This is a genomic window from Lachnoanaerobaculum sanguinis, assembly GCF_033242365.1.
In the GTDB taxonomy this organism is placed as follows: Bacteria; Bacillota; Clostridia; order Lachnospirales; family Lachnospiraceae; genus Lachnoanaerobaculum; species Lachnoanaerobaculum sanguinis.
On the sequence record NZ_BTHK01000004.1, the window covers coordinates 43,955 to 64,147 of the forward strand.

At 35.4% G+C, this 20,193-nt stretch carries 19 protein-coding genes; 3 read left to right on the forward strand and 16 right to left on the reverse strand.

From position 1 onward, the window contains the following. The first annotated feature begins 169 nt into the window (after positions 1-169). Positions 170-1,666 (forward strand): BCCT family transporter, encoded by a 1,497-nt coding sequence (locus SBH76_RS03615; RefSeq protein ID WP_314098971.1) that lies wholly within the window; start codon positions 170-172, stop codon positions 1,664-1,666. Here the strand turns inward: SBH76_RS03615 and SBH76_RS03620 are convergent. The 8 genes from SBH76_RS03620 to SBH76_RS03655 all read right to left on the reverse strand — a co-directional run bounded on the left by SBH76_RS03620 (position 1,653) and on the right by SBH76_RS03655 (position 11,433). Further along, positions 1,653-1,880: a helix-turn-helix domain-containing protein gene (locus tag SBH76_RS03620; RefSeq protein WP_317976808.1), complete on the reverse strand. Its 228-nt coding sequence runs from the start codon at positions 1,878-1,880 to the stop codon at positions 1,653-1,655. The genes SBH76_RS03615 and SBH76_RS03620 overlap by 14 nt on opposite strands. Positions 1,881-1,967: 87 nt before the next feature. Continuing rightward, positions 1,968-2,897, reverse strand: coding sequence for a glycosyltransferase family 2 protein (locus SBH76_RS03625; protein ID WP_317976809.1), 930 nt, complete (start codon positions 2,895-2,897; stop codon positions 1,968-1,970). Next, complete coding sequence (locus tag SBH76_RS03630; RefSeq protein WP_317976810.1) at positions 2,890-3,735, reverse strand: LicD family protein; 846 nt, start codon at positions 3,733-3,735, stop codon at positions 2,890-2,892. The genes SBH76_RS03625 and SBH76_RS03630 overlap by 8 nt, the downstream gene beginning before the upstream one ends. A 102-nt stretch (positions 3,736-3,837) precedes the next feature. Continuing rightward, positions 3,838-5,178 (reverse strand): hypothetical protein, encoded by a 1,341-nt coding sequence (locus SBH76_RS03635; protein WP_317976811.1) that lies wholly within the window; start codon positions 5,176-5,178, stop codon positions 3,838-3,840. Between the two features lie 11 nt (positions 5,179-5,189). Beyond that, complete coding sequence (locus SBH76_RS03640; protein ID WP_317976812.1) at positions 5,190-7,040, reverse strand: beta-carotene 15,15'-monooxygenase; 1,851 nt, start codon at positions 7,038-7,040, stop codon at positions 5,190-5,192. Positions 7,041-7,048: 8 nt separating this feature from the next. Next, positions 7,049-7,843: a glycosyltransferase family A protein gene (locus SBH76_RS03645; RefSeq protein ID WP_317976813.1), complete on the reverse strand. Its 795-nt coding sequence runs from the start codon at positions 7,841-7,843 to the stop codon at positions 7,049-7,051. 137 nt (positions 7,844-7,980) lie between these two features. After that, the gene (locus SBH76_RS03650) at positions 7,981-9,648 is read right to left on the reverse strand and encodes a DUF5722 domain-containing protein (protein ID WP_317976814.1); all 1,668 of its coding nucleotides are present in this window, start codon (positions 9,646-9,648) and stop codon (positions 7,981-7,983) included. Between the two features lie 102 nt (positions 9,649-9,750). After that, entirely contained in the window at positions 9,751-11,433 is a 1,683-nt protein-coding gene (locus SBH76_RS03655) for a DUF2142 domain-containing protein (protein WP_317976815.1), read from the reverse strand. Between the two features lie 77 nt (positions 11,434-11,510). Here SBH76_RS03655 and SBH76_RS03660 point away from each other — a divergent pair, with 77 nt between their 5' ends. Beyond that, positions 11,511-12,074, forward strand: a complete 564-nt coding sequence (locus tag SBH76_RS03660) for a hypothetical protein (RefSeq protein WP_007591250.1) — start codon at positions 11,511-11,513, stop codon at positions 12,072-12,074. Positions 12,075-12,096: 22 nt separating this feature from the next. Here the strand turns inward: SBH76_RS03660 and SBH76_RS03665 are convergent, their stop codons facing one another. From SBH76_RS03665 to SBH76_RS03690, 7 genes are all read right to left on the reverse strand, one after another. Next, positions 12,097-13,443, reverse strand: coding sequence for a citrate synthase (locus SBH76_RS03665; RefSeq protein WP_007591248.1), 1,347 nt, complete (start codon positions 13,441-13,443; stop codon positions 12,097-12,099). 1 nt (position 13,444) lies between these two features. Beyond that, on the reverse strand, positions 13,445-14,077 hold the full coding sequence (locus tag SBH76_RS03670) for a cytidylate kinase-like family protein (protein ID WP_034214528.1): 633 nt from the start codon (positions 14,075-14,077) through the stop codon (positions 13,445-13,447). A gap of 22 nt (positions 14,078-14,099) precedes the next feature. After that, on the reverse strand, positions 14,100-14,897 hold the full coding sequence (locus SBH76_RS03675) for an ABC transporter ATP-binding protein (protein ID WP_034214530.1): 798 nt from the start codon (positions 14,895-14,897) through the stop codon (positions 14,100-14,102). Position 14,898: 1 nt separating this feature from the next. Next, positions 14,899-15,750, reverse strand: a complete 852-nt coding sequence (locus SBH76_RS03680) for an ABC transporter permease (protein ID WP_432706862.1) — start codon at positions 15,748-15,750, stop codon at positions 14,899-14,901. Beyond that, positions 15,722-15,805, reverse strand: coding sequence for a hypothetical protein (locus tag SBH76_RS13915; RefSeq protein ID WP_432706863.1), 84 nt, complete (start codon positions 15,803-15,805; stop codon positions 15,722-15,724). The genes SBH76_RS03680 and SBH76_RS13915 overlap by 29 nt, the downstream gene beginning before the upstream one ends. Positions 15,806-15,945: 140 nt before the next feature. Further along, entirely contained in the window at positions 15,946-16,935 is a 990-nt protein-coding gene (locus tag SBH76_RS03685) for an ABC transporter substrate-binding protein (RefSeq protein WP_317976816.1), read from the reverse strand. Positions 16,936-17,023: 88 nt separating this feature from the next. Then, entirely contained in the window at positions 17,024-17,890 is an 867-nt protein-coding gene (locus tag SBH76_RS03690; protein WP_317976817.1) for a patatin-like phospholipase family protein, read from the reverse strand. 132 nt (positions 17,891-18,022) lie between these two features. On the opposite strand from SBH76_RS03690, the gene SBH76_RS03695 reads away from it, so the two are divergent. Beyond that, positions 18,023-18,541 carry a COG2426 family protein gene (locus tag SBH76_RS03695; RefSeq protein ID WP_007591235.1) on the forward strand — a complete coding sequence of 173 codons (519 nt, stop codon included), beginning with the start codon at positions 18,023-18,025 and terminating at the stop codon, positions 18,539-18,541. 45 nt (positions 18,542-18,586) lie between these two features. Here the strand turns inward: SBH76_RS03695 and SBH76_RS03700 are convergent, their stop codons facing one another. After that, complete coding sequence (locus SBH76_RS03700) at positions 18,587-20,191, reverse strand: potassium/proton antiporter (protein ID WP_317976907.1); 1,605 nt, start codon at positions 20,189-20,191, stop codon at positions 18,587-18,589. Between the last annotated feature and the right edge of the window lie 2 nt (positions 20,192-20,193).

Below are 20,193 nucleotides of genomic sequence, written 5' to 3' on the forward strand. Positions count from 1 at the left end.
AGACATTTACTAACTTTTATATTATATCAAAGGGTTTTGTTTTGTGTAGTGTTTTTTTGATTATTCCATTTTTTTTAAGATATTTTTTATATCTTGATTTATCGCTATAAAAATGTTATCATGTTCAATATCTTAGTAAATATTTTGATTTTGAACATTTGGAGGCGTTATGAAAAAATCTGATATTGATTATTTTGTCACTATAGTTCCTTTTTTACTTGTGATATCACTTGTAATGTTATTTTTCATATTTCCTGCTCAAGCCGGAAATATACTCGCACAAATAAGGAGCTTATTAAACAACAGCCTGGGAATATTTTACCTTATATTCGGTTTGTTTATATTCTTATTATCCATATATATTGCATTTTCAAAATACGGCAGTATAAAGCTTGGAAGCGGCAAAAAGGAACATTCAAACTTTGCATGGGGCACTATGATGTTTACCGCAGGACTTGCGGCTGATATATTATTTTATTCACTGTGTGAATGGATGCTTTATGCAAATGAAGGCAGAATCAGCTCTCTGGGAGATACTACACTTTGGTCCGCCACTTATCCTTTATTTCACTGGGGTCCTATTCCTTGGGGATTTTACGTTGTACTTGCATCATGCTTCGGCTTTATGCTTCATGTAAGGAAAAGAACAAGGGCAAAATATTCAGAAGGACTTAGAGTACTTCTGGGTTCCAAAGTTGACGGTATTTGGGGGAAAATTGTGGACTTGATAGCGGTATTTGCACTTATAGCCGGTACGGCCACTACATTTTCACTTGCCACTCCGCTTCTTTCACAAACAGTTGCCAAACTTTTCGGTGTTTCAAATAATAATATACTTACTATAGCTATTTTGATTGTAACCTGTATTATTTATTCCGCCTGTGCTTATCTTGGCATTGACGGTGTATCAAAACTTGCATCCTGCTGTACGTATCTGTTCTTTGCACTTTTGATATATGTATTCTTCGGTGGAGGACATGGAAAGTTTATTCTTGAGCTCGGTTTTAGTTCACTTGGAAACCTTGTGAACAATTTCTTTTCACTTTCAACTTATATTGACCCTACCGGGCAGACAACTTTTGCACAGGACTGGACAGTATTTTACTGGGCGTACTGGATGGTATGGTGTGTAGCCACTCCGTTTTTTATAGGAAGTATCTCAAAGGGCAGAACAATTAAAGAGGTTATACTTGGCGGATATATATTCGGTCTTTCAGGTACATTTATGTCCTTTATAATACTTGGAAACTACGGTATTGCACTTAATGTGTTCGGACAGGTAGACTTATTAAAGATATACAATGAAAGTCAGAACCTATACCAAACCATAGGTGAAGTAATATCATCTCTTCCATTGCCATTTATAGCAATGATACTTTTGATCCTTGCTATGATTACATTTTATGCTACTACATTTGATTCCATAACACTTGTAGCCGCATCTTATTCATATAAGGATCTTGAAGATAAAGAACCTTCAAAAAAGATAAAACTTTACTGGTCAATACTTTTGATACTGCTGCCTATAGGACTTATTTTTTCGGACAACTCCATGTCAAACCTTCAGACTGTGTCCATTATCGCGGCATTCCCTATAGGAATTATAATGCTTTTACTTATAATTTCATTCTTTAAGGATGCCGATATGTACCTTAACGGTAAGTAAAAATTTCGTGATTCCAAAACTCGCCTATGGATATTGAAAATCCTATGGCGAGTTTTTCTATACTCAAAATACTTGGATTTTTACTCCTGCCTGAAATGATGTCTTTTATAGTAGTCTTGGGAACTCCGGATCTTTTTGATAATTCATAGATTGTAATATTTTTCTCATAACATAATAATATAATTCTTTTAGAAATTGCCTGTGATATATTCATATGCTCTCCGATTTTAGAAATGTATTTAAATTTAGAAATATACTTTTATTCTATCAAAAAAAGAGCCGTTTTCACAGCTCTTTATATTTAAAAATTAATTTTTTCCTCAACTATATATAAAGGACGGTCCTTTTGCTCAGCCAGAATAAGTCCCAAATATTCTCCTATTATTCCCACTATAAAGAAAAGTACCGAGAACATAAAGCATATCAAACATATAATTGTTGCATAACCGCTCGGTGTACCTACTCTTAAAAAAGATACAACAGTATAAATCATCATTATTATAGCTAAAAATGCCGCCATTCCACCTGCATACATTCCAAGTTTAAGCGGAAGATTTGAGAATGTCATTATAGTATTCATCGAAAATCTGAAAAGTTTCTTTATTGAATACTTGCTCTCGCCCGCATACCTTTTTCTTGCCTCATACTCTATATTTGTGGTATTGAAACCTACATTCTGAACATAACCGCGAAGGAATCTTGTCTTCTCTCTGTAGTTATTTCTTAAAATGTCGGCAACCCTTTTTGATATTCCGAAGAAATCGGATGCATTACTTACAAGCTTCATATCGCTTACTTTATTGATCACTTTGTAAAAGCCCGCCGATGTTATATTTTTCAATATACCTGCAGATTTATTCTCGGTTCTGACCATGTTTATTATATCAAAGCCCGAATCAAATTTTCTAATTATTTCAGGCAGTAATGTAGGAGGATGCTGTAAATCGGAATCCATACAGACAATATAGTCTCCGCTTGCATAATCTATACCGGCAATCATAGCCGCCTCATGTCCGAAGTTTCTTGAAAAATGTATAACCTTCACACTCTCATCATCTCTTGATAATTTAAACAAAGTGCTTCTTGATCCGTCAGTACTCCCGTCATTTACAAAAATTATCTCATATGGATTATCAATTAATAGAAGAACCTTTATTATCTCTCTGTAAAATTCAAATAAAACTTCCTCTTCATTATATACAGATACAATAATTGAAATCTTCTTACTCATATACTTCTATCTCCGTACTTCCATGCGTCGGTACTCTGTCAGCTTTTGGAGGAGGTGTCATATAGTCTCCGTAAACCAGCTGTAATACATTTTCGTATTCATCTATGATTGATAATGAAATATCTTCAAACTGAATTTTGATATATTTCTCATACCATCTGCTGTTTACCTCTATGTCTATATAATCCGGTTGATAATTGCTGTAATACCAGGTGTTATTTTTTCTGCCTTTATAAAACAATTTTGAAATCTTATCCTGTATACCGAATAGAAATTTCATAGGTATTATTTTACCGAAGATAGAGAAAAACAATATGGCGATTTTCATCATACCCTTATACTTCTTGAAATCAAGCTTCTTTCTATGTCCCATGGAAAGAAGATATATAAGCTTTTGAGTAAATAGTGTAAACCTTTTTAATGTTTTCCTGTTCGGCAACTTATCTATTATAAATATATCAACCCAAAGATGATTGAGTTTACCTTCATATGGATCTTTTTTATCCTGTTTTTTATGTCTGATACTGGGCTTATAAATGATTCTTGGAGTAAAATCGTAAAATACCTTTCCTCCTTGAAATTCATCAGGCATTATAAATTCCAGCTTATCCGATAATTCTCTCTTAACAATTTTTCTGAAAGACTCAAAATTAGCTCTTGTCATTGCAATATCGGCATCATCATCCCAAGGTATAAATCCCCCATGTCTGATAGCTCCAAGCAATGTACCCGAGTCCAAAGTATAGTTTATTTTGTATTTTGTACATATTCTATCTATTTCCTGTAAAATATATAGATTTGCTTTCTGCAAAGCCAACATTCCGTAAGAATTATCCATTTATAGGCCTCTTTTCAAAAATATTTATATTTAAATATTAACTACATCATTCTACACTCTTTATACCTTACAAATCAACAGGAAACTACAATATTTATATCGCTATTCAGAAAAAATATTAAGTTTTTTTGACTTGATAATACCAAGTGCTTCTCTTGTCTTCTTCGGATTATGATATTGCAAGACTTTTTTCAAAGTCTCGTCACTTTCATTCTCAAAATTCTTTGCCACTTCCATCTTTACTTCAAAGCTTTCCAAACGATACTTTGCCATTCTGAGCTCATTTCCGGCAGTAGAAATATTTCCTATAAATACCAGTAAAACAAACACAGAGACAGCCGCCTTTGCCAATGGTGTAATACTTTGTTTCTCTTTATTTATATTCACATAAGCGAATGTCAATATCACACCTATAAGCCCCGCACCGAATTGAAGTGCATATCTTGAGCTCATGGCATACAAAGGATTTAAAAAAATCCACCTTGTCAAAATAACCATGGCATGACTTAAAAGTCCTGATACAAGCATAAGCATCGGGAATAATGTAGACTCGTATATTTTATTTTTAAAATTCAAATACAGAGCATACAGATAAAAAAATATAACTACAGCTCCTATAATACTTGTTATAAGAATACCTATTTCATATCTTTCCACTATTCCGATGCTTAAAATATCTGATGCAAAAGTATTTAACCCGAATAAAACAAAATACAACGGATTTCTTCCGAATACGGCAGTCAGACTTTCTGTTGTTGCTCCTGCATGTTCCGTATAAGAATTTGCGTATGAATACATAAATGCAGTCAAGGAAAGTATCACAGGTATTGCGAGTGTAAACATAATTTTATTCTTTTTCTTAATTGCATATAAAACGTATACAATTATCAAAGTAACACCATATGCAAGTGAATATGAGCCTGCCGCAAACAGTATCGTGAACACAGGCAAAATAATATTTAAACAAAACTTTACTTTTGTTTCCCTGTGTATATAAGAATCAAGTATGTAAAAATGCAGTGCAAACAGAAAGAATGTAAAAAAATGTACCCAACCTGTTCCGTTAGTAATCATTTCCCATTGAGAAAGTGAAAAAACCAGCAGCATTACAAGGATAAAATATCTGAGATTTAAATTTTTGTTCGCCATAAATATCCCGATTATAATTCCCATAAGCGAAAGGAATATAACTCCCAAAGCCATATCAAACATTGTTGAATATTTAAAAAAGGCTACATTTATCATTCTTTCAAAATATGTTATAGGCAATCTTGTAAGTACATCCTTGCCAAAATAAGGCTTCGGCGAAAACGGATCCTTAAGATAGGTATTTATTATCCTAATATAATCCGTATAGACCACATCAAGCATTGCACTTCTTATATATGCACTCAAATATATGGCTCCGAATACCGGCATGAAAAACGCTAAAAACTTCTTCATTCACACACTCTCTAATCTATTTTTATATTTAAAATGTAACTCAATCTGTCTTCACCTCTTTGTTCCGAAGCATCAGGCAGATAAAAATTGCTCTTTAAATGTATATCCGTCAATGAATTCGGAGCGGTATCTATTTCATACTGTGTTATATTTGATATAAGATACAATGTCTCCTTTTCTCCGTTGACTTCTATTTCTATTTCTTCATCTCCGTCAAGCTCACCCGGATACATTATCTCAAAGTGAATCTCACCGTTTTCTCCTGACATCACATTAAGTTTAGCTTCTTCGTCGGTCCAACCGTCCGAATAATGCCCGTATACATTTTCAATCTTTATATTCTTTAGAAAATCCGTTACATCCTGATATGAATTGTTTTTCAAATCTTCGGATAAAACTATCATATCATCATCGATCTGACCTATGGATCTGTAGCTTTCAATAAAGGTAACGATATCTTCTCTGATATTTTGATCATAGGCTCTGAAAAACTCAAGTGAATCAAATTTACTGAGCTTAAAATCATTTTTTATTATATAAATTCTTTTATCGCTTAAGTCCTTACCATACTTATAATATGTTTCATCTGCCAGCGAATTTGCTCTGTTTTGACCTATGAAGATATATATATTATCATAATACCCTCTGTAATATACATCTGCCGCTATCATGCAAAATGCCCATACGGAAAGTAACACTACCGCAGTAAATGATACATGGAAAAGCTTTCCCAGTGAGGCTTTTACTCTTTTACTTTTCAACCTCTTTACTATGATACTTTTATCCACACCGTAAATATATGAGAACAATAAAAGCATAAATAAATACGGTGCATATACCCATCTCATCTCCACTCTTATAGTAACGGCGGATGACACCATACTTCCTATTATAAATCCTGTAAAAAGTAAAATATTTTTTATCCACGACAGTTCAATTTTTTTTCTGTATACCGCTATCGAATAAATAAATTTTATTATAAAAGCAAATGCAGCCAATATTCCTATTATTATAACAAGCTTTAGCACCGTATTTACATTATGAAAATTTATTCCGTTAAGATGTTCAGGTCCCGTATTGATACCCAAGAGATATAAAATTTCAATTCTCATTGACAGGAAAAAGTCCGCAAGATTAAATGTCTCACTTACTTTTGAACCTCCGGTACCTTCAGGTACAAACGACTTCAGTGCAAGAAGTCTTATAAGTGTTATCATTGCAAATAATGCTATAGATATTAAGACATTTAAAATTTTTCTTCTTTTCCCGACAATTGCCGCAAAAATAAGCATCGGCAAAAGAACCATAAATCTTTCATGTGTAAAGCAATTTAAGAAATAAAATCCACATGCATAATAAAAGTGAATATTTTTTCCGTTATTGATATATAGATATAAAAAATATAACATCAGGAGTGCAAATACCAAAGCCATGGCCTCCATCACACCCAAAAACTGCCCTATATTATAATATGAAAATCTGGATATCAAAAACATTGAAGCCAGTGTAAATGCCAAACCTCTTGACTTTGCCATACTTTTTGCAAAAAAGTAAACTCCTATTGCTATAATTGCAGCTATAATTATATTTATAGGTACTATAAGTGAAATATTGTTTTTTAAAATACCCTGATATATCCATGCAACTATCCAGTATACCGGTCTGAATTTTCTGGTTTGTTCAGGAAATACATATTTAAAAAACCCCACTCCTCTTCTGGTTGACCACATAAAGAGGTCGTCCTGATAGAGTCCTCTTATACTCATTCCTGCATTTATCACAAATGCAATGCCTATAAGAAGTATTGAAAGCAGAACATCTTTCAGATACTCATACTTTTCCTCAATTTTAATAATTGCCATAAATCCTCCTAAAAGTAAGCATTGTATGAACTTTGATATATTTTCTTATAAATATCCGCAACCGGCTTCGGCAGTAAAGTATCAAACATTATACTTTCCTCCATCTGCCTTGAATTATCCATTATGCTTTTTTTAGTTGTAGCCTCGTCATGTATTCTATAGCAAATACCCGGTCTTTCAGACAACACAATTCTTCCTTCAAGTTTAGACAGCTTAAGAAGACACTCCCAGTCAAGTGCAAATTTAAGCTCCGATATAAATAAATCCTTGGGACAAAGTCTCTTATCATATGCACAGCTTGGTGCAATTATAGGATTACCGAATGTGATTGCAAGTCTTTTTATAAAAGATATATTATTTAAAGCGTTTACTCTAAGAGGTAATCTGAGTATTTTTTTTACAATCTCCACCTTGCCGAATTGCTTTATCCTGCCGTTTTTTAATGTGATTGATGCTGTTGTAAAAAGAGTCATATCAGGATATTTTTTCTTATACTTAAGCAAATCTTTTGTATAGTTTTTTAAATAAATATCATCCTGATGTGCAATGGTTACAAGCTCGGTTTGTGCCGTATTATAGGCAAACTGCCAGTCAAATCCGATATTTGATACATTCTCAGGCTTCTTCTTATCATTTACAAACACTTCAATATTATATTTTTTTGCTATGTTATATATATAATCGTTCGGTGTGGATGTGGCAATCTTTATATCCAATTTTACAATCTGTGCCTTTAAAGATTTTATACAGCTTTCTAAATATGGTGATTCCTTATATGCGCAAATAACAAATGTATGTTTCATAACTTCCCCGTCTTTGCTACTTTCTTTTTATAATGTCCTTTATTATACCATGAAAAGACAGCCATTGCATTATGTCGGGACATTTAAAAAATCCATGAAAAAGATTTTGCTTCTTCATGGATTTAAATTAAAAGAAATTATCTTCTGTTTTCCTGTGCCGCCCATCTGAAGTTCGGTACCAATTCCTGCCACTTACTTATACCTAAAATGCTCTTTGCAAAATCGGTATTGTCAAGAGTGTACTTTGACTTGTCAATATATCTGTATACTGTCCAAAGTTTTCTCTTTGATATAGCCTGAATTTCATCTCCTACATTCATGCTGCAGGTCCAAAGTCCGAATGAAAGTCCCTGTCTTACCTCAAGCGGTGCATCCACCTGACGGCTTAAGATATATGCCTCTATATACGGGTTTGAATCTACAAGATAGTATGAGTATGCAAATGCCGCAGCCTGCTCATTTTCAAGATTTCCTCTTGTAGGATTTGTAGCTGTAAATCCTTCCTCTGTAAGCATAATATGTCTTACGGAACCATCATGCTTTTTAAGTGCATCCTGTGCAAAATAATCTGTAAGCTTATTTAAGTTTGCAAAGTTTATTACAGGAGAATCAAAGCTGTCCTTTATCCATCCTGTCTTTTGAGCATCATCCCAGAATTCCGGATCTGTCATAGGTGCAGGATATGGGTGATATGCAAGTCCCCAATCAATATCTCCATGCTCAAGCACAAGAGAATTGAAATTGTCTACTATCTGCTTTCCACCGTATTTATTCTTATTGTTTATCTCATTATTCCAGTTATAATCAAGTGAATAGAATACTCTGTCTGTAGAAGAATTTGACTTGATTGCATTATAGAAAATTCTGAATGCCTTCTCATATTTTCTTGTATAACTTCTTACATCCATATCACCGATATAATTCCACTGCTGGTTGTTAATCTCATTTCCTATAATCCAGTTGGATACCTTACCGTGTGCGGTATTTTTTCCGTTGTATCTTTCCGCAAGGAATGATGCTATAGCCTCAGTGGTCTCAGTGCCCTCTTTTGAAGACGCATTGAACATATAGTAGAATATGCTGTCTCTTCTCGGCATATTCGGATACATAAGCTCAGGATGAGCCTCATTATAACCGTTCAAAATAATAGCTGTAACAGTCATATCTTTTCCCGAGAAAGCACTTATTGTCTTATCATAGCTTTCTATAAGTGCCTTATTGAAATGATATGTCTTGCCGTTATAATTGTAATCTATACCGCTTCCTAAAATCTGGTTGAAAGCAATATTTGTAGATGCATGCTTTACACCGAGGTTAAATGCATCATCAAGCATCTTAAGCTCTATCTGCAAACCTTTCTTTGATGCCTGTGCCTTGTACGCATCAGTATTTGCCGCAACCGCCTCCGGATTTGTAATATATTTAAGTGAACTTACCTGAACATATTTCGATCCGTCAAAAACAGCAACCGCATAACTATTGTACAATCTGCTGTTTTCACTGCCTTTATTAAGCTGATATGATTTTGTAACATTACCTGCACTTACCTTTTCAAGGTAGTCGGTTCTGTTTCCGATTCCTTCCTCATACGGCTGTAATTCAAAAAGATAAAAATTACCGTCGGTACCTGCCATATCACCCGAGTTATTCATAGTGATATCTACTGTAGACTTATTTTCTCCTATCACAACCGATTCAATATTTGATGTTGCACTAAGAGCATATGCATTACTATGTAATCCGAGTCCAAGCATTGTTACTATAGCTAATGCAGATGCAAGTTTTATTAAATTATTTCTCTTCATCTTGCCTCCTTCTTTATATATTATAACTTATTTACAAAAAAGCTTTGTTAATTTTTTTTTACATTTTTGTTATATCGTAAGTAAGTCTGTTTGCCCTTTTTATTACAGTCTTATACATACTGTACTGAATATTTTCAGCAAAGATATGGCATTTATAAGTATAAACAGGAATATAATATTTCTCTTTGTCTCATCCTTTATCACTATCTTATTATTCCTGCATATCATAAGCAGAGGCAGTAGTATCGGAATAAAATATCTTCCGCTCACACCTTCTATAAATTCGGAACTTATCGGAGTCCATGCAATAAGCATTGATAAAAGCACCAAAAATACTACAAAAAATATACTGATACCTGTAAGCACCCTTTCTTTTACCAACAGCTGCTTTTCTTTCGCCTCCCCGAAAACAGAAAATATCATTCCTATATTAAGTACTAAAAATCCTATATACGGAATACCTACCACATCGTCCGCATGTCCGAGATATGCTCCGAACATTGTTTTATGATAATATTCAAGTTGCAAAAGCAATGTATTGTAAAACAGCTTTACGGCCTTTAATTTGTTGTGCAATAAATAACCTATGGTGTAGCTCTCCTCGCCTGCCCACTCAAGGCTTGAAGTAGTGCTTGTGGAATATCCCACAACTGTAGCTCTGTTTACCAGATACATTGCAAATACCCATGACAATAGCACAACTACCGCAGATGCAAGAAAAAAAGCTATATTTTCTTTTTTTATCTTGGCGTCCACCTTACCTCTGAACTTAAACTTATACAACGGTATACTGAAAAGCAACAAAAGCATAGGGAAGTAAACCATTTTACATGGTAAAACAAGTCCTGCAATAAGAGAAACTATGACCAGATCTTTTATATCAAAGTCCTTTTTTTCATGTGCAAGATAAAATACATAGGACGCAAAAAAAATCATGCTTGAAATCATAACCGCATCATAGGAATATGAAGCCGCCAGTTCAATTGTGGTAGGAAGAAGGCTGACTAAAAAAATAAATTCTTTAAATCTTGGCAGGAAATATATTCCGAGAGTGCCCAATAATATAAATAGAATCAGATTTGCCGTTCTTCCAAACAGTACAAGATAAATGCTGTTAAGCCCCATTATTCGGGCTACAGTGATACCTGTTGCAGGTAAAAAATATACACTCGGTATGGTATTTACAGGCGCGTGTAGCGACTGGGCCTTTTCATAATCTTTGCCGCCAAAACTGATATAATTATCAGTGCCGCGAATATTCCCCTCTCCATAAAAAACCTTGTAAGATGTTTCTTCAAGTTTGCTTGAAATAATTTTCCCATGACTTCCCTCCTCAGGTATTAAAACTTTCTCTTCTTCACTTTTACTTTTATCAAAAGTGTACTCTCCGTCCACATCTTCCAGCCAAAGATCTTGAGCCCTGATTATCACATGGCCGTCTTTAACTGTTGCCTGCTTTCCAAGCATCTTATTTGATATTTTATAAGCCGATATAAAATGTGCTATTTCATCAGGTGCAGACATGGCAGGAAAAACATACATATATCCAAGTCCGAATATAAGCATTACAATCGGATATATCTTAACTATACTGAATTTTGTTATATTCAAATATATTCCCGATACTATTAACAGCAAAAGAGCTGCCACAGATAATATAATATAGCTCTTACTTAAAAAGTAATCACTTGTATGTGATACTCCCAAGTTTACATATAAGCTTTGAATATAAGCAATCACAATAAATCCTGCTATGCAACCAAATAAACAGATGACTTTTTTCATAAACTCTCCAAATAATGCTTGTACTTTTTATAAATAGATATTACACTGTAATTACTACTATTGTAAAGGAGGTTATTATGGCAGGTTTAAAAAAGTTAATGTTTTGGGCAACTGTTGCAGGTGCTGCGGCAGCCGGAGTGTCATATATACTGAAGTATAAAGAATATCAAAGAGAATTGGAGGGCGAATTCAAAGATTTTGAAGACGAACTTTCAGATTATAAAACAGAAGATGCTACCGCAAACAGAAAGTATACGGCATTAAAGTCTACAACAGATGAATTCGTTACGGCGGCAAAGGACACCGCAAACAGTGCAAAGGGCATGGCAAATGCGGCTAAGGAAATGTTAAAGGATGTGGCAAACATTATTACAGATAATGTTTCTGCTGCCGGTGATGTGGCAAAGGACAATGCTAAGCCTTTGTTTGAAAAAGCTAAATCAAGCGTTGAGCCTGTAGTTGACAAGGCTAAAAAACAGCTGGATAAATTCGGAAAAGATGCCAAAAAATCCGATATAGTTGAAAACGACCTTGATTCCGATGTGGAAGTTGAATTCTATGAGATGGACTCCGACGAGGACAAAAAAGACTTGGCACAAAAGATTGATGATATTTTAGAGAGCAGTAAAGATAATAAATAAAAAGAGGCCTTGGGCCTCTTTTTTATCTGTCCTTAAAAGGTGTATATTCTTTCAATTCTCCCACATACTTTGTTGCAGGTCTCATTATTCTACCGTCATAAAGCTTGTTTTCCACATTGTGAGCAACCCAGCCTATATTTCTTGATATAACAAATAAAGGTGTATAAAGATCTTCAGGAATACCAAGCATATTGTATGCAAATCCTGAATAAAGGTCTACATTTGAAGAAATAGTTGTTCCCTTTCTCTCAAATACCACCTTCTTTACTGTCTTTTCAAACTCCTCATAGAAATGATACTCGTCCAGTCTGTCCTTATCTTTTGCTACCGTCTCACAGTACTCTCTTAAAAGCTCCGCTCTAGGGTCTGTGATAGTATATACCGCATGGCCGAATCCGTATACAAGTCCGCTGCAATCAAAGAAGTCTTTATCAAGCAGTCTGTTTACGATATTTCTTATCTTCTTCTCGTCTGTGGTTATACCTATTTCATCCTTTATCGCCTTCATCATCTGTACAACGGAAATATTTGCACCGCCATGCTTAGGTCCTTTTAACGATCCTATGGACGCCGCTATAGTTGAATAGATATCCGTACCTGTGGATGAAACCACTACATTGGTAAATGTAGAGTTGTTACCGCCGCCATGGTCTGCATGAAGGATAAGTATTGTATCAAGAAGAGCCGCCTCATTCTTTGAAAACTTCTGATCTACTCTTAGCATCTGCAATATATTCTCAGCCATTGAAAGCTTCTCATCAGGATAATGTATTATCAAACTGTCATTATAAAAATAATGTCTCTTTGCCTGATATGCATAGCACATAATTACAGGAAGTGATGCAGATATTCTAATACCTTTTACAAGAGTGGAATATACGTCCACATTGTCAGGTTCTTCATCATAGTTGTATAGAGTAAGTACAGCATTTTGAAGCACATTCATCAAATTTTTTCCGGGATTTCTAAGAAGTACACTCTCAAAAAAGTTGCTTGGCAGTGTATACATACTTCTGAATACCTTTGAGAAATTGTCAAGTTCCACTTTATTTGGTAAAAATCCGAATAAAAGCAAGAACATTACTTCCTCATATCCTCTTGTGGACTTTGCACTTCCGTCTACAAGATCGTTTAGGCTGTAACCTCTGTAGTATAACTTGCCGTCTACATTGGTTTTTACACCGTCTATTATATCATAGCCCACTACATCGGATACTTTTGTAAGACCTACTCTTACTCCTGTACCGTCTTCGTTTCTGAGACCTTTTTTTACATTGAATTCACTGAAAAGACCGTTCTTTATTTCATTATAATTTTGGCTCTTTCCGAATTCCTGTGCCAAAAAGCTGTCAATATAATTATCCTTCATTCTATAACTTACCTCTGATTTTCAAGTATTCCAGTATCAAATCCACACCCTGTTCAAGTGTAATCTTTGATGTATTAAGCGGAAGATCGTAATGTGTCATATCATCCCATTCTTCGCCTGTATAATACTTGTAATACTCTTTCCTTATTCTATTGTTTCTTTGCACTCTTCTGAGCGCTTCCTTGGCATCAACTCCGTCAACTTCCATTACTCTGTCAACTTTCTTTGACAAATCGGCATATACAAAAAGTGAAATAAAATCATCTTCTCCTGCCGAACTGAGTACAAAATCCGCACATCTTCCTATAAGTATGCAGGATTCGCTTGCTACCAACTCTCTTATAACTTCGCTTTCAAATCTGAAAAGATTGTCGGGTGAAACGATATCGTCTCCTATTGACGGCTTATTATTTGCATTTTTTATTCCGCCTATTATTCTTTGTAGAATATTATGCCCCGGTCTTTCGTCATTCATTCTGAAATATTGTTCTGCTACAGCTGAATGTTCTGACGCCATTTTTATTATTTCATCATCATAATACGGTATTCCAAGTTTCTCTGAAAGCTGCTGTCCTATTATTCTTCCACCGCTTCCATATTCTCTGTTTATGGTGATAATAAGTTTCTTATCCATAGTCCCCTCCTATTTGAATTCACTAATTGGCCAACATCATTCTGTCATTGGCAAACTCACCGCCGCTTGCCTCTTCAAATTTTCTTAAAAGGTCTTCAACCTTAAGTTTCTTCTTTTCCTCACCGCTTACATCATAGATCACTCTGCCCGAATGCATCATTATAAGTCTGTTACCTATATTAAGGGCATCCTTCATATTATGAGTTACCATCATTGCGGTAAGATTTTGCTCAGCCACAATTTGCTCTGTAAGATCAAGAACCGTCTTTGCAGTCTGCGGATCAAGTGCCGCCGTATGCTCATCTAAAAGTAATAGCTTAGGCTTTTTTAGTGTAGCCATCAAAAGTGTCAGCGCCTGTCTTTGTCCTCCCGATAAGAGTCCTACCTTTGATGTCATTCTGGTTTGAAGTCCAAGTCCGAGTTTTGCAAGTATTTCCTTGTAAAGCTCTTTTTCGCTCTTTTTAATTCCCCAGGATAAACCTCTTTTTTCTCCTCTTCTGAAAGCAAGTGCAAGGTTTTCATCTATCTGCATTCCTGCACTGGTTCCCATCATAGGATCCTGAAAAACTCTTCCGATATACTTCGCTCTCTTATGCTCAGGCATTCTTGATATATCAACACCGTCTATTATAATCTGACCGCCGTCAATGGGATATACACCTGCGATCATATTAAGCATCGTTGACTTACCTGCACCGTTTCCTCCGATTATGGTTACAAAGTCTCCCGGATTCAACTTGAGTGATAATTTATTTAAAGCTTTCTTTTCGTTTATTGTACCTATGTTGAAGGTTTTACTGACATTTATAATCTCTAACATCTTATTCTCCCTTCGGTGAATAGGCTCTTTTAGCCCTTATTTTTGCACTCATTACAGGTACGGCAAGCGCAAGTGCCACTATAATTGCAGAAAGCATTTTCATATCGTTTGCATCCATTCCAAGCTGTAATACAATTCCTCTGATTACAAAGTATACAATAGAACCCACAACAGCCGCAGAAAGCTTCATCCAGAAAGATATTACTTTTCCAAGTATTACTTCACCGATAACTATAGCTGCAAGTCCGATAACTATAGCTCCCGTTCCTGCATTGATATCGGCATACTTCTGGCTTTGTACTATAAGTCCTCCTGAAAGACCTATAAGTCCGTTACTTATCACCAAGGCAAGAAGCTTTGCATGACCTGTATTTACTCCGAGAGCTCTGATCATAGCTTCATTATTTCCGGTTGCTCTGAGCGCGGAACCGAGCTCCGTACCGAAGAACCAGTATAGTATCATTATAATAAGTACAATAATAATTCCGCCGAGAATAACTCCGGCTACGGCATTACTCATACCTGTAGCGTCTGTAAGCCATGAGAATATGGTATTTGTCTTTAATAGCGGTATATTACTCTTTCCCATTACTCTAAGATTGATAGACCAAAGAGAAATCTGAGTAAGTATACCTGCAAGAATAGCCGGTATTTCAAATATTGTGTGCAATGCTCCCGTGATAAATCCTGCAATCATTCCCGCAAAAGTTGCAAAAAGAAGTGCAAGTAAAGGATTCATGTTGAAGTTTACAATCATGACCGCACATACACATCCGCCAAAAGCAAAACTTCCGTCTGCTGTCAAATCCGCTATATCCAGCAGTTTATAGGTAATATATACCCCAAGCACCATTGCTCCCCAAAGTATTCCCTGAGCAACGGCACCTAACAGTGCTGTAAACATTTATACCTCCAAAAAATTATATTTCCATTTAGGCTTTCATTATTTTATATTATATCACAAATTACTGCAATATTAATTTACATATTGAAAATCTGTATAAAATTAACAAAACCGGCATATACCGGTCTTATTAATCCTTATATCTCAGTTCATTGAAATATTTGATGTATCTATTCCAAGTTCCTTTGCAACCTCTTCATTTATTGTAAGTTTGCATTTATCCTTTGACAAATAAGCTATCGGAATATCTGCAGGTGATTTTCCGTTTAAGATTTCAACAGCCTGCTCTCCTGCAAGCTTTCCAACTTCGAAGTAATCAATACCGTATGTTGCCAAGGCACCGTTTTCCACATGTGCGGACTCCGCTCCGATTATAGGAATCTTATGCTCCGTAGTGGCAATCATAGCAACCGTTGTCATACCTGCCGCAATAACATTATCGGTAGGTACATATATGGCGTCTACCTTACCTACCATTGACTCAACCACTGTCTGAATCTCATTTGAACTTGAAACTGTGTACTCAACTCCTGTCAGCCCCTTCTCTTTAAGAGCATCCATAGCCATTTGCGCCTGCAACTTTGAGTTTGCCTCGGCTGTACAATAGAGTATACCTACATTCTTTGCTTCAGGTAAAAGTTTTGTCAAAAGCTCAATCTGATCCGCTACCGGTGTAAGATCCGAACTTCCTGTAACATTTCCTCCCGGTGCGTCATTGCTCTCCACAAGTCCTGAAGCTGCAGGATCTGTTACCGCTGTTATAACTACCGGAATATCTGAAGTGGCTCCTGCTACCGCCTGTGCCGCCGGCGTAGCTATTGCAAGAATCAAATCCTTCTTATCATTTACAAGCTTGTTTGCTATAGTCTGTGCCGCCGACTGCTCACCGCCTGCATTTTGCTGCTCGATATCCACTTCAAGACCTGCTTCTTCAAGTGCTGCTACAAAACCTTCATTTGCTTTATCAAGTGCAGGGTGCTGTACATACTGCAAAACTCCTATTTTTTTTGCATCGGCACTTACTTCTGATGAAGAATCAGCCTTGCTGTTTGTATTATCCGCTTTTGATCCGCATGCCATAAGGCTTGCTCCAAGGAGCATTGCCATTGCTATTGTCAAAATATTTTTTTTCATAAACTTCCCTTCCATATAAATAAAACTTATTATGCAAGGGATTATACTATATATATTTTATCACGTCAATACCCTAAGACTTTAAACCTTAAAACTTTAAAGCAATAAAGTTCTTTATATTCTCGATATTTTTTGATCCCACTTCATAGCCTTCATTATACAGCTTTTCAAGTTTTACACTGCTGTGCTCAAGCCTTTGTACTGTAACCTTATTATGCGGTCTGATAATTAAAAGCTTACCCTCTTTAGCCAGCTCTTCCATTTCTTCCTGCATCTTGTTATATCTTTCCGGTACAGTCATCAATTTTTCAACCAGATTAGGAAGCGGCTTAAAATATCTTCTATAGATGCTTTCATTTATCATATTTACCGGCTTTTTTCTGTATCCTTCTTCTCTGGTAAGTACTACTATTGCTTTTGAATATCCGACATCAAATGCTCTTTTATATGCAATGGATGTTGATATACCTCCGTCAAGATATTTCCTGCCTTCCACATCTATCATCTTTGACATTACAGGCATGGATGCAGACGCTTTTACTGCCGATATAATATCGCTGCAATTATTCTTATCAAAAAATCTGCTTTCTCCGGTTATTACATCTGTAGCTACAACTTCATATTTTTTCGTTTTATCATTAAATGATTCCCAATCAAAAATATCGTATTTATTTGAAATATCATCAAATAAGAAATCGAAGTTAAATATCTGTCTGGATTTAAACATGTTTTTATAACTTATATATCTCTTATCATGCAGGTATTTTAAATTGATTCTCTTTGATCTGCCTCTTTGTCTTGAAATATAGTTCATTCCGTTCATCGAGCCTGCAGAAACTCCGTTCACATATTCAATATATACTTCATTATCAAGCAAAGCATCCAAAACACCGGCTGTAAACAGACCTCTTAAAGATCCGCCTTCCAGACACATTGCCCCTTTTAATAATTCCATCTTTCTACCTCCATATCTTAATATATTAGCACCTTGATTGTAATTACTCAATCTGTTACAATCTAACTTATTCTGATTTTGGTAGAATATAACAATGATTATATAAAAATATGTTAAAACGGAAGGTAGTTTATGGCGGAAAAATTAGCAAAATCACTTATAGGAATGATGGGAGGACTGCTCTCTCTCAGCTTCGGAAAGCAATTGATAGTATTTATTATATCAATGCTCCCTATTTTGGAACTCAGAGGAGGTCTTATAGCGGCTTCTCTTTTAAAGCTTTCACCCGTTGAAAGTTATGTTATAGCAATTGTAGGTAATGCTATACCGATTCCTTTTTTACTGCTTTTGATTAACAAGATATTAAGTGCTATGGAAAAATCTAAATTTAAGCTTTTTAATAAAATGCACTCATTCCTACATAAAAAGATTATGAAAAACAAAGACTCCATAGAAAAATACGGATTCTGGGGACTTGTAATCTTTGTAGGTATACCTCTTCCGGGTACAGGTGCCTGGACAGGTGCGATAATAGCCGCCTTCCTTGAGATGGACAGAAAGAAAGCCTTCCTTGCAATCTGCCTAGGTATGCTTATGGCAAGTATTATAATGATGATTATATCATTCGGCGTAATATCAAATGTTGTATAAAAATAAGGGACTGTTAACCGTTTTTTCTACGATTAACAGTCCCTTTTATTGTATAGGTCCATTGTTTAAAACCAGAGTATCTCCCTCATAAAGAGTTGTCTCACCGTTTGGAATAATAAAATCATCCCCTCTTATAATAAGCATTACAAGTGCATCAAGTTCACCTGAAAGTTCTGAAAGTGTGGTGCCTTTTGAAAGTAATTTCTTTGTTAAAACAAGCTCGGTCATAATATAATATTCTTCAAAGTCGATAGACTTTGCAGCAAGAACTATAGTATCACCGCAGCAAAGCACAGTTTGCCCGTTCGGGACTATATCCTCACCCTCTCGCTTAATTAAAACCATCAATGTATCAGGCGGCAGATTTATATCACTGATACTTTTACCGCACCAGTTTTGATTTTCACTCACAGTAAGCTGAATAAATTCTATAGGTATCTCATCTCCACTGTAATCCGAGAAGGTTTTCATTACATCATAGCCTTCATCAATCATATCAATTTTATTAGATATAAACGGAAGCAGGCTTCCCTGTACCAGTATTGAAAATAATACTATAAAAAATACATTGTTGAATATATCATAGTTTGCATTTGTATTTAATAATGCGGTTATTGCAAAAACTATGGACGAAGCGCCTCTAAATCCCGACCATGAAACAAGAAATATCTGATTCCATGTTGCCTTAAAAGGCTTCATAATTATTGTAATAACAAACGGTCTTACAACAAATGTTATAAAGCATGCCAGAGCAAATCCTGTACCTGCAACAAATAAAAGTCTTGACGGATAGGCTAAAAGTCCAAGCAGGAAAAATATCAGTATTTGCATAATACCTGTTATACCGTCAAAGAAAGGTACCAGCTCTTTCTTTCCTCTGATATCCGAATTTCCAAGTATAATACCGGTGATATATACACTCAAATATCCGTTTCCGCCGACCACGGTCGGTAATGAATATGAAAGCAGTGCAACCGCAATTACAAGTACCATATTAAATCCGGGTGTATTTATAATAAATCTGTTTATCAGATATTTGAAGATAAAAGCGATTAAAACACCTGATAATGCTCCCACAAAAAGCTGTAAAAACAGCATGTAAAAAACACTTCCGACTGTAATGCTTCCCGATATCATAGTCACTGCAATCATTGTAAGCATATATGCAAAAGGATCGTTACTTCCGCTCTCCACTTCCAAAATAGATGCGGTATTATATTTAAGATTCAAATGTCTGTCTCTTAATATGGAGAATACACTTGCCGCATCCGTTGAAGAAATCACCGCACCTATAAGTACCGAGTTTATCCATGAAAATTTAAGAACCAGGTATGCAAACATTGCCACAAACATTGAAGTAAACACTACTCCGACGCTTGACAAAAGTCCGGCCTTTAAAAGTACAGGCTTTGCCTCCTTTATATTTGTTCCGAATCCTCCGTAAAACATGATAAAAATAAGCGCAAATGAACATATGGTTTCCGCCTGTTTGAAATCATCAAATCTGATTTTAAATATGCCTTCAGACCCGAATACCATTCCCAGCAAAATAAATGCTAAAAGTACGGGCACACCTATTTTACTTGTTATAAGATTCAGTACTATACAAAGTAAAATAATAAATGATACAATCAGCAAAATATGGTTCATCA

What these genes read in the sequence shown, in the direction of transcription:
- SBH76_RS03615 (WP_314098971.1), top strand. Translation starts at nt 170, where the DNA reads ATGAAAAAATCTGATATTGATTATTTTGTCACTATAGTTCCTTTTTTA.
- SBH76_RS03620 (WP_317976808.1), bottom strand. Translation starts at nt 1,880, where the DNA reads ATGAATATATCACAGGCAATTTCTAAAAGAATTATATTATTATGTTAT.
- SBH76_RS03625 (WP_317976809.1), bottom strand. Translation starts at nt 2,897, where the DNA reads ATGAGTAAGAAGATTTCAATTATTGTATCTGTATATAATGAAGAGGAA.
- SBH76_RS03630 (WP_317976810.1), bottom strand. Translation starts at nt 3,735, where the DNA reads ATGGATAATTCTTACGGAATGTTGGCTTTGCAGAAAGCAAATCTATAT.
- SBH76_RS03635 (WP_317976811.1), bottom strand. Translation starts at nt 5,178, where the DNA reads ATGAAGAAGTTTTTAGCGTTTTTCATGCCGGTATTCGGAGCCATATAT.
- SBH76_RS03640 (WP_317976812.1), bottom strand. Translation starts at nt 7,040, where the DNA reads ATGGCAATTATTAAAATTGAGGAAAAGTATGAGTATCTGAAAGATGTT.
- SBH76_RS03645 (WP_317976813.1), bottom strand. Translation starts at nt 7,843, where the DNA reads ATGAAACATACATTTGTTATTTGCGCATATAAGGAATCACCATATTTA.
- SBH76_RS03650 (WP_317976814.1), bottom strand. Translation starts at nt 9,648, where the DNA reads ATGAAGAGAAATAATTTAATAAAACTTGCATCTGCATTAGCTATAGTA.
- SBH76_RS03655 (WP_317976815.1), bottom strand. Translation starts at nt 11,433, where the DNA reads ATGAAAAAAGTCATCTGTTTATTTGGTTGCATAGCAGGATTTATTGTG.
- SBH76_RS03660 (WP_007591250.1), top strand. Translation starts at nt 11,511, where the DNA reads ATGGCAGGTTTAAAAAAGTTAATGTTTTGGGCAACTGTTGCAGGTGCT.
- SBH76_RS03665 (WP_007591248.1), bottom strand. Translation starts at nt 13,443, where the DNA reads ATGAAGGATAATTATATTGACAGCTTTTTGGCACAGGAATTCGGAAAG.
- SBH76_RS03670 (WP_034214528.1), bottom strand. Translation starts at nt 14,077, where the DNA reads ATGGATAAGAAACTTATTATCACCATAAACAGAGAATATGGAAGCGGT.
- SBH76_RS03675 (WP_034214530.1), bottom strand. Translation starts at nt 14,897, where the DNA reads ATGTTAGAGATTATAAATGTCAGTAAAACCTTCAACATAGGTACAATA.
- SBH76_RS03680 (WP_432706862.1), bottom strand. Translation starts at nt 15,750, where the DNA reads ATGGTGCTTGGGGTATATATTACCTATAAACTGCTGGATATAGCGGAT.
- SBH76_RS03685 (WP_317976816.1), bottom strand. Translation starts at nt 16,935, where the DNA reads ATGAAAAAAAATATTTTGACAATAGCAATGGCAATGCTCCTTGGAGCA.
- SBH76_RS03690 (WP_317976817.1), bottom strand. Translation starts at nt 17,890, where the DNA reads ATGGAATTATTAAAAGGGGCAATGTGTCTGGAAGGCGGATCTTTAAGA.
- SBH76_RS03695 (WP_007591235.1), top strand. Translation starts at nt 18,023, where the DNA reads ATGGCGGAAAAATTAGCAAAATCACTTATAGGAATGATGGGAGGACTG.
- SBH76_RS03700 (WP_317976907.1), bottom strand. Translation starts at nt 20,191, where the DNA reads ATGAACCATATTTTGCTGATTGTATCATTTATTATTTTACTTTGTATA.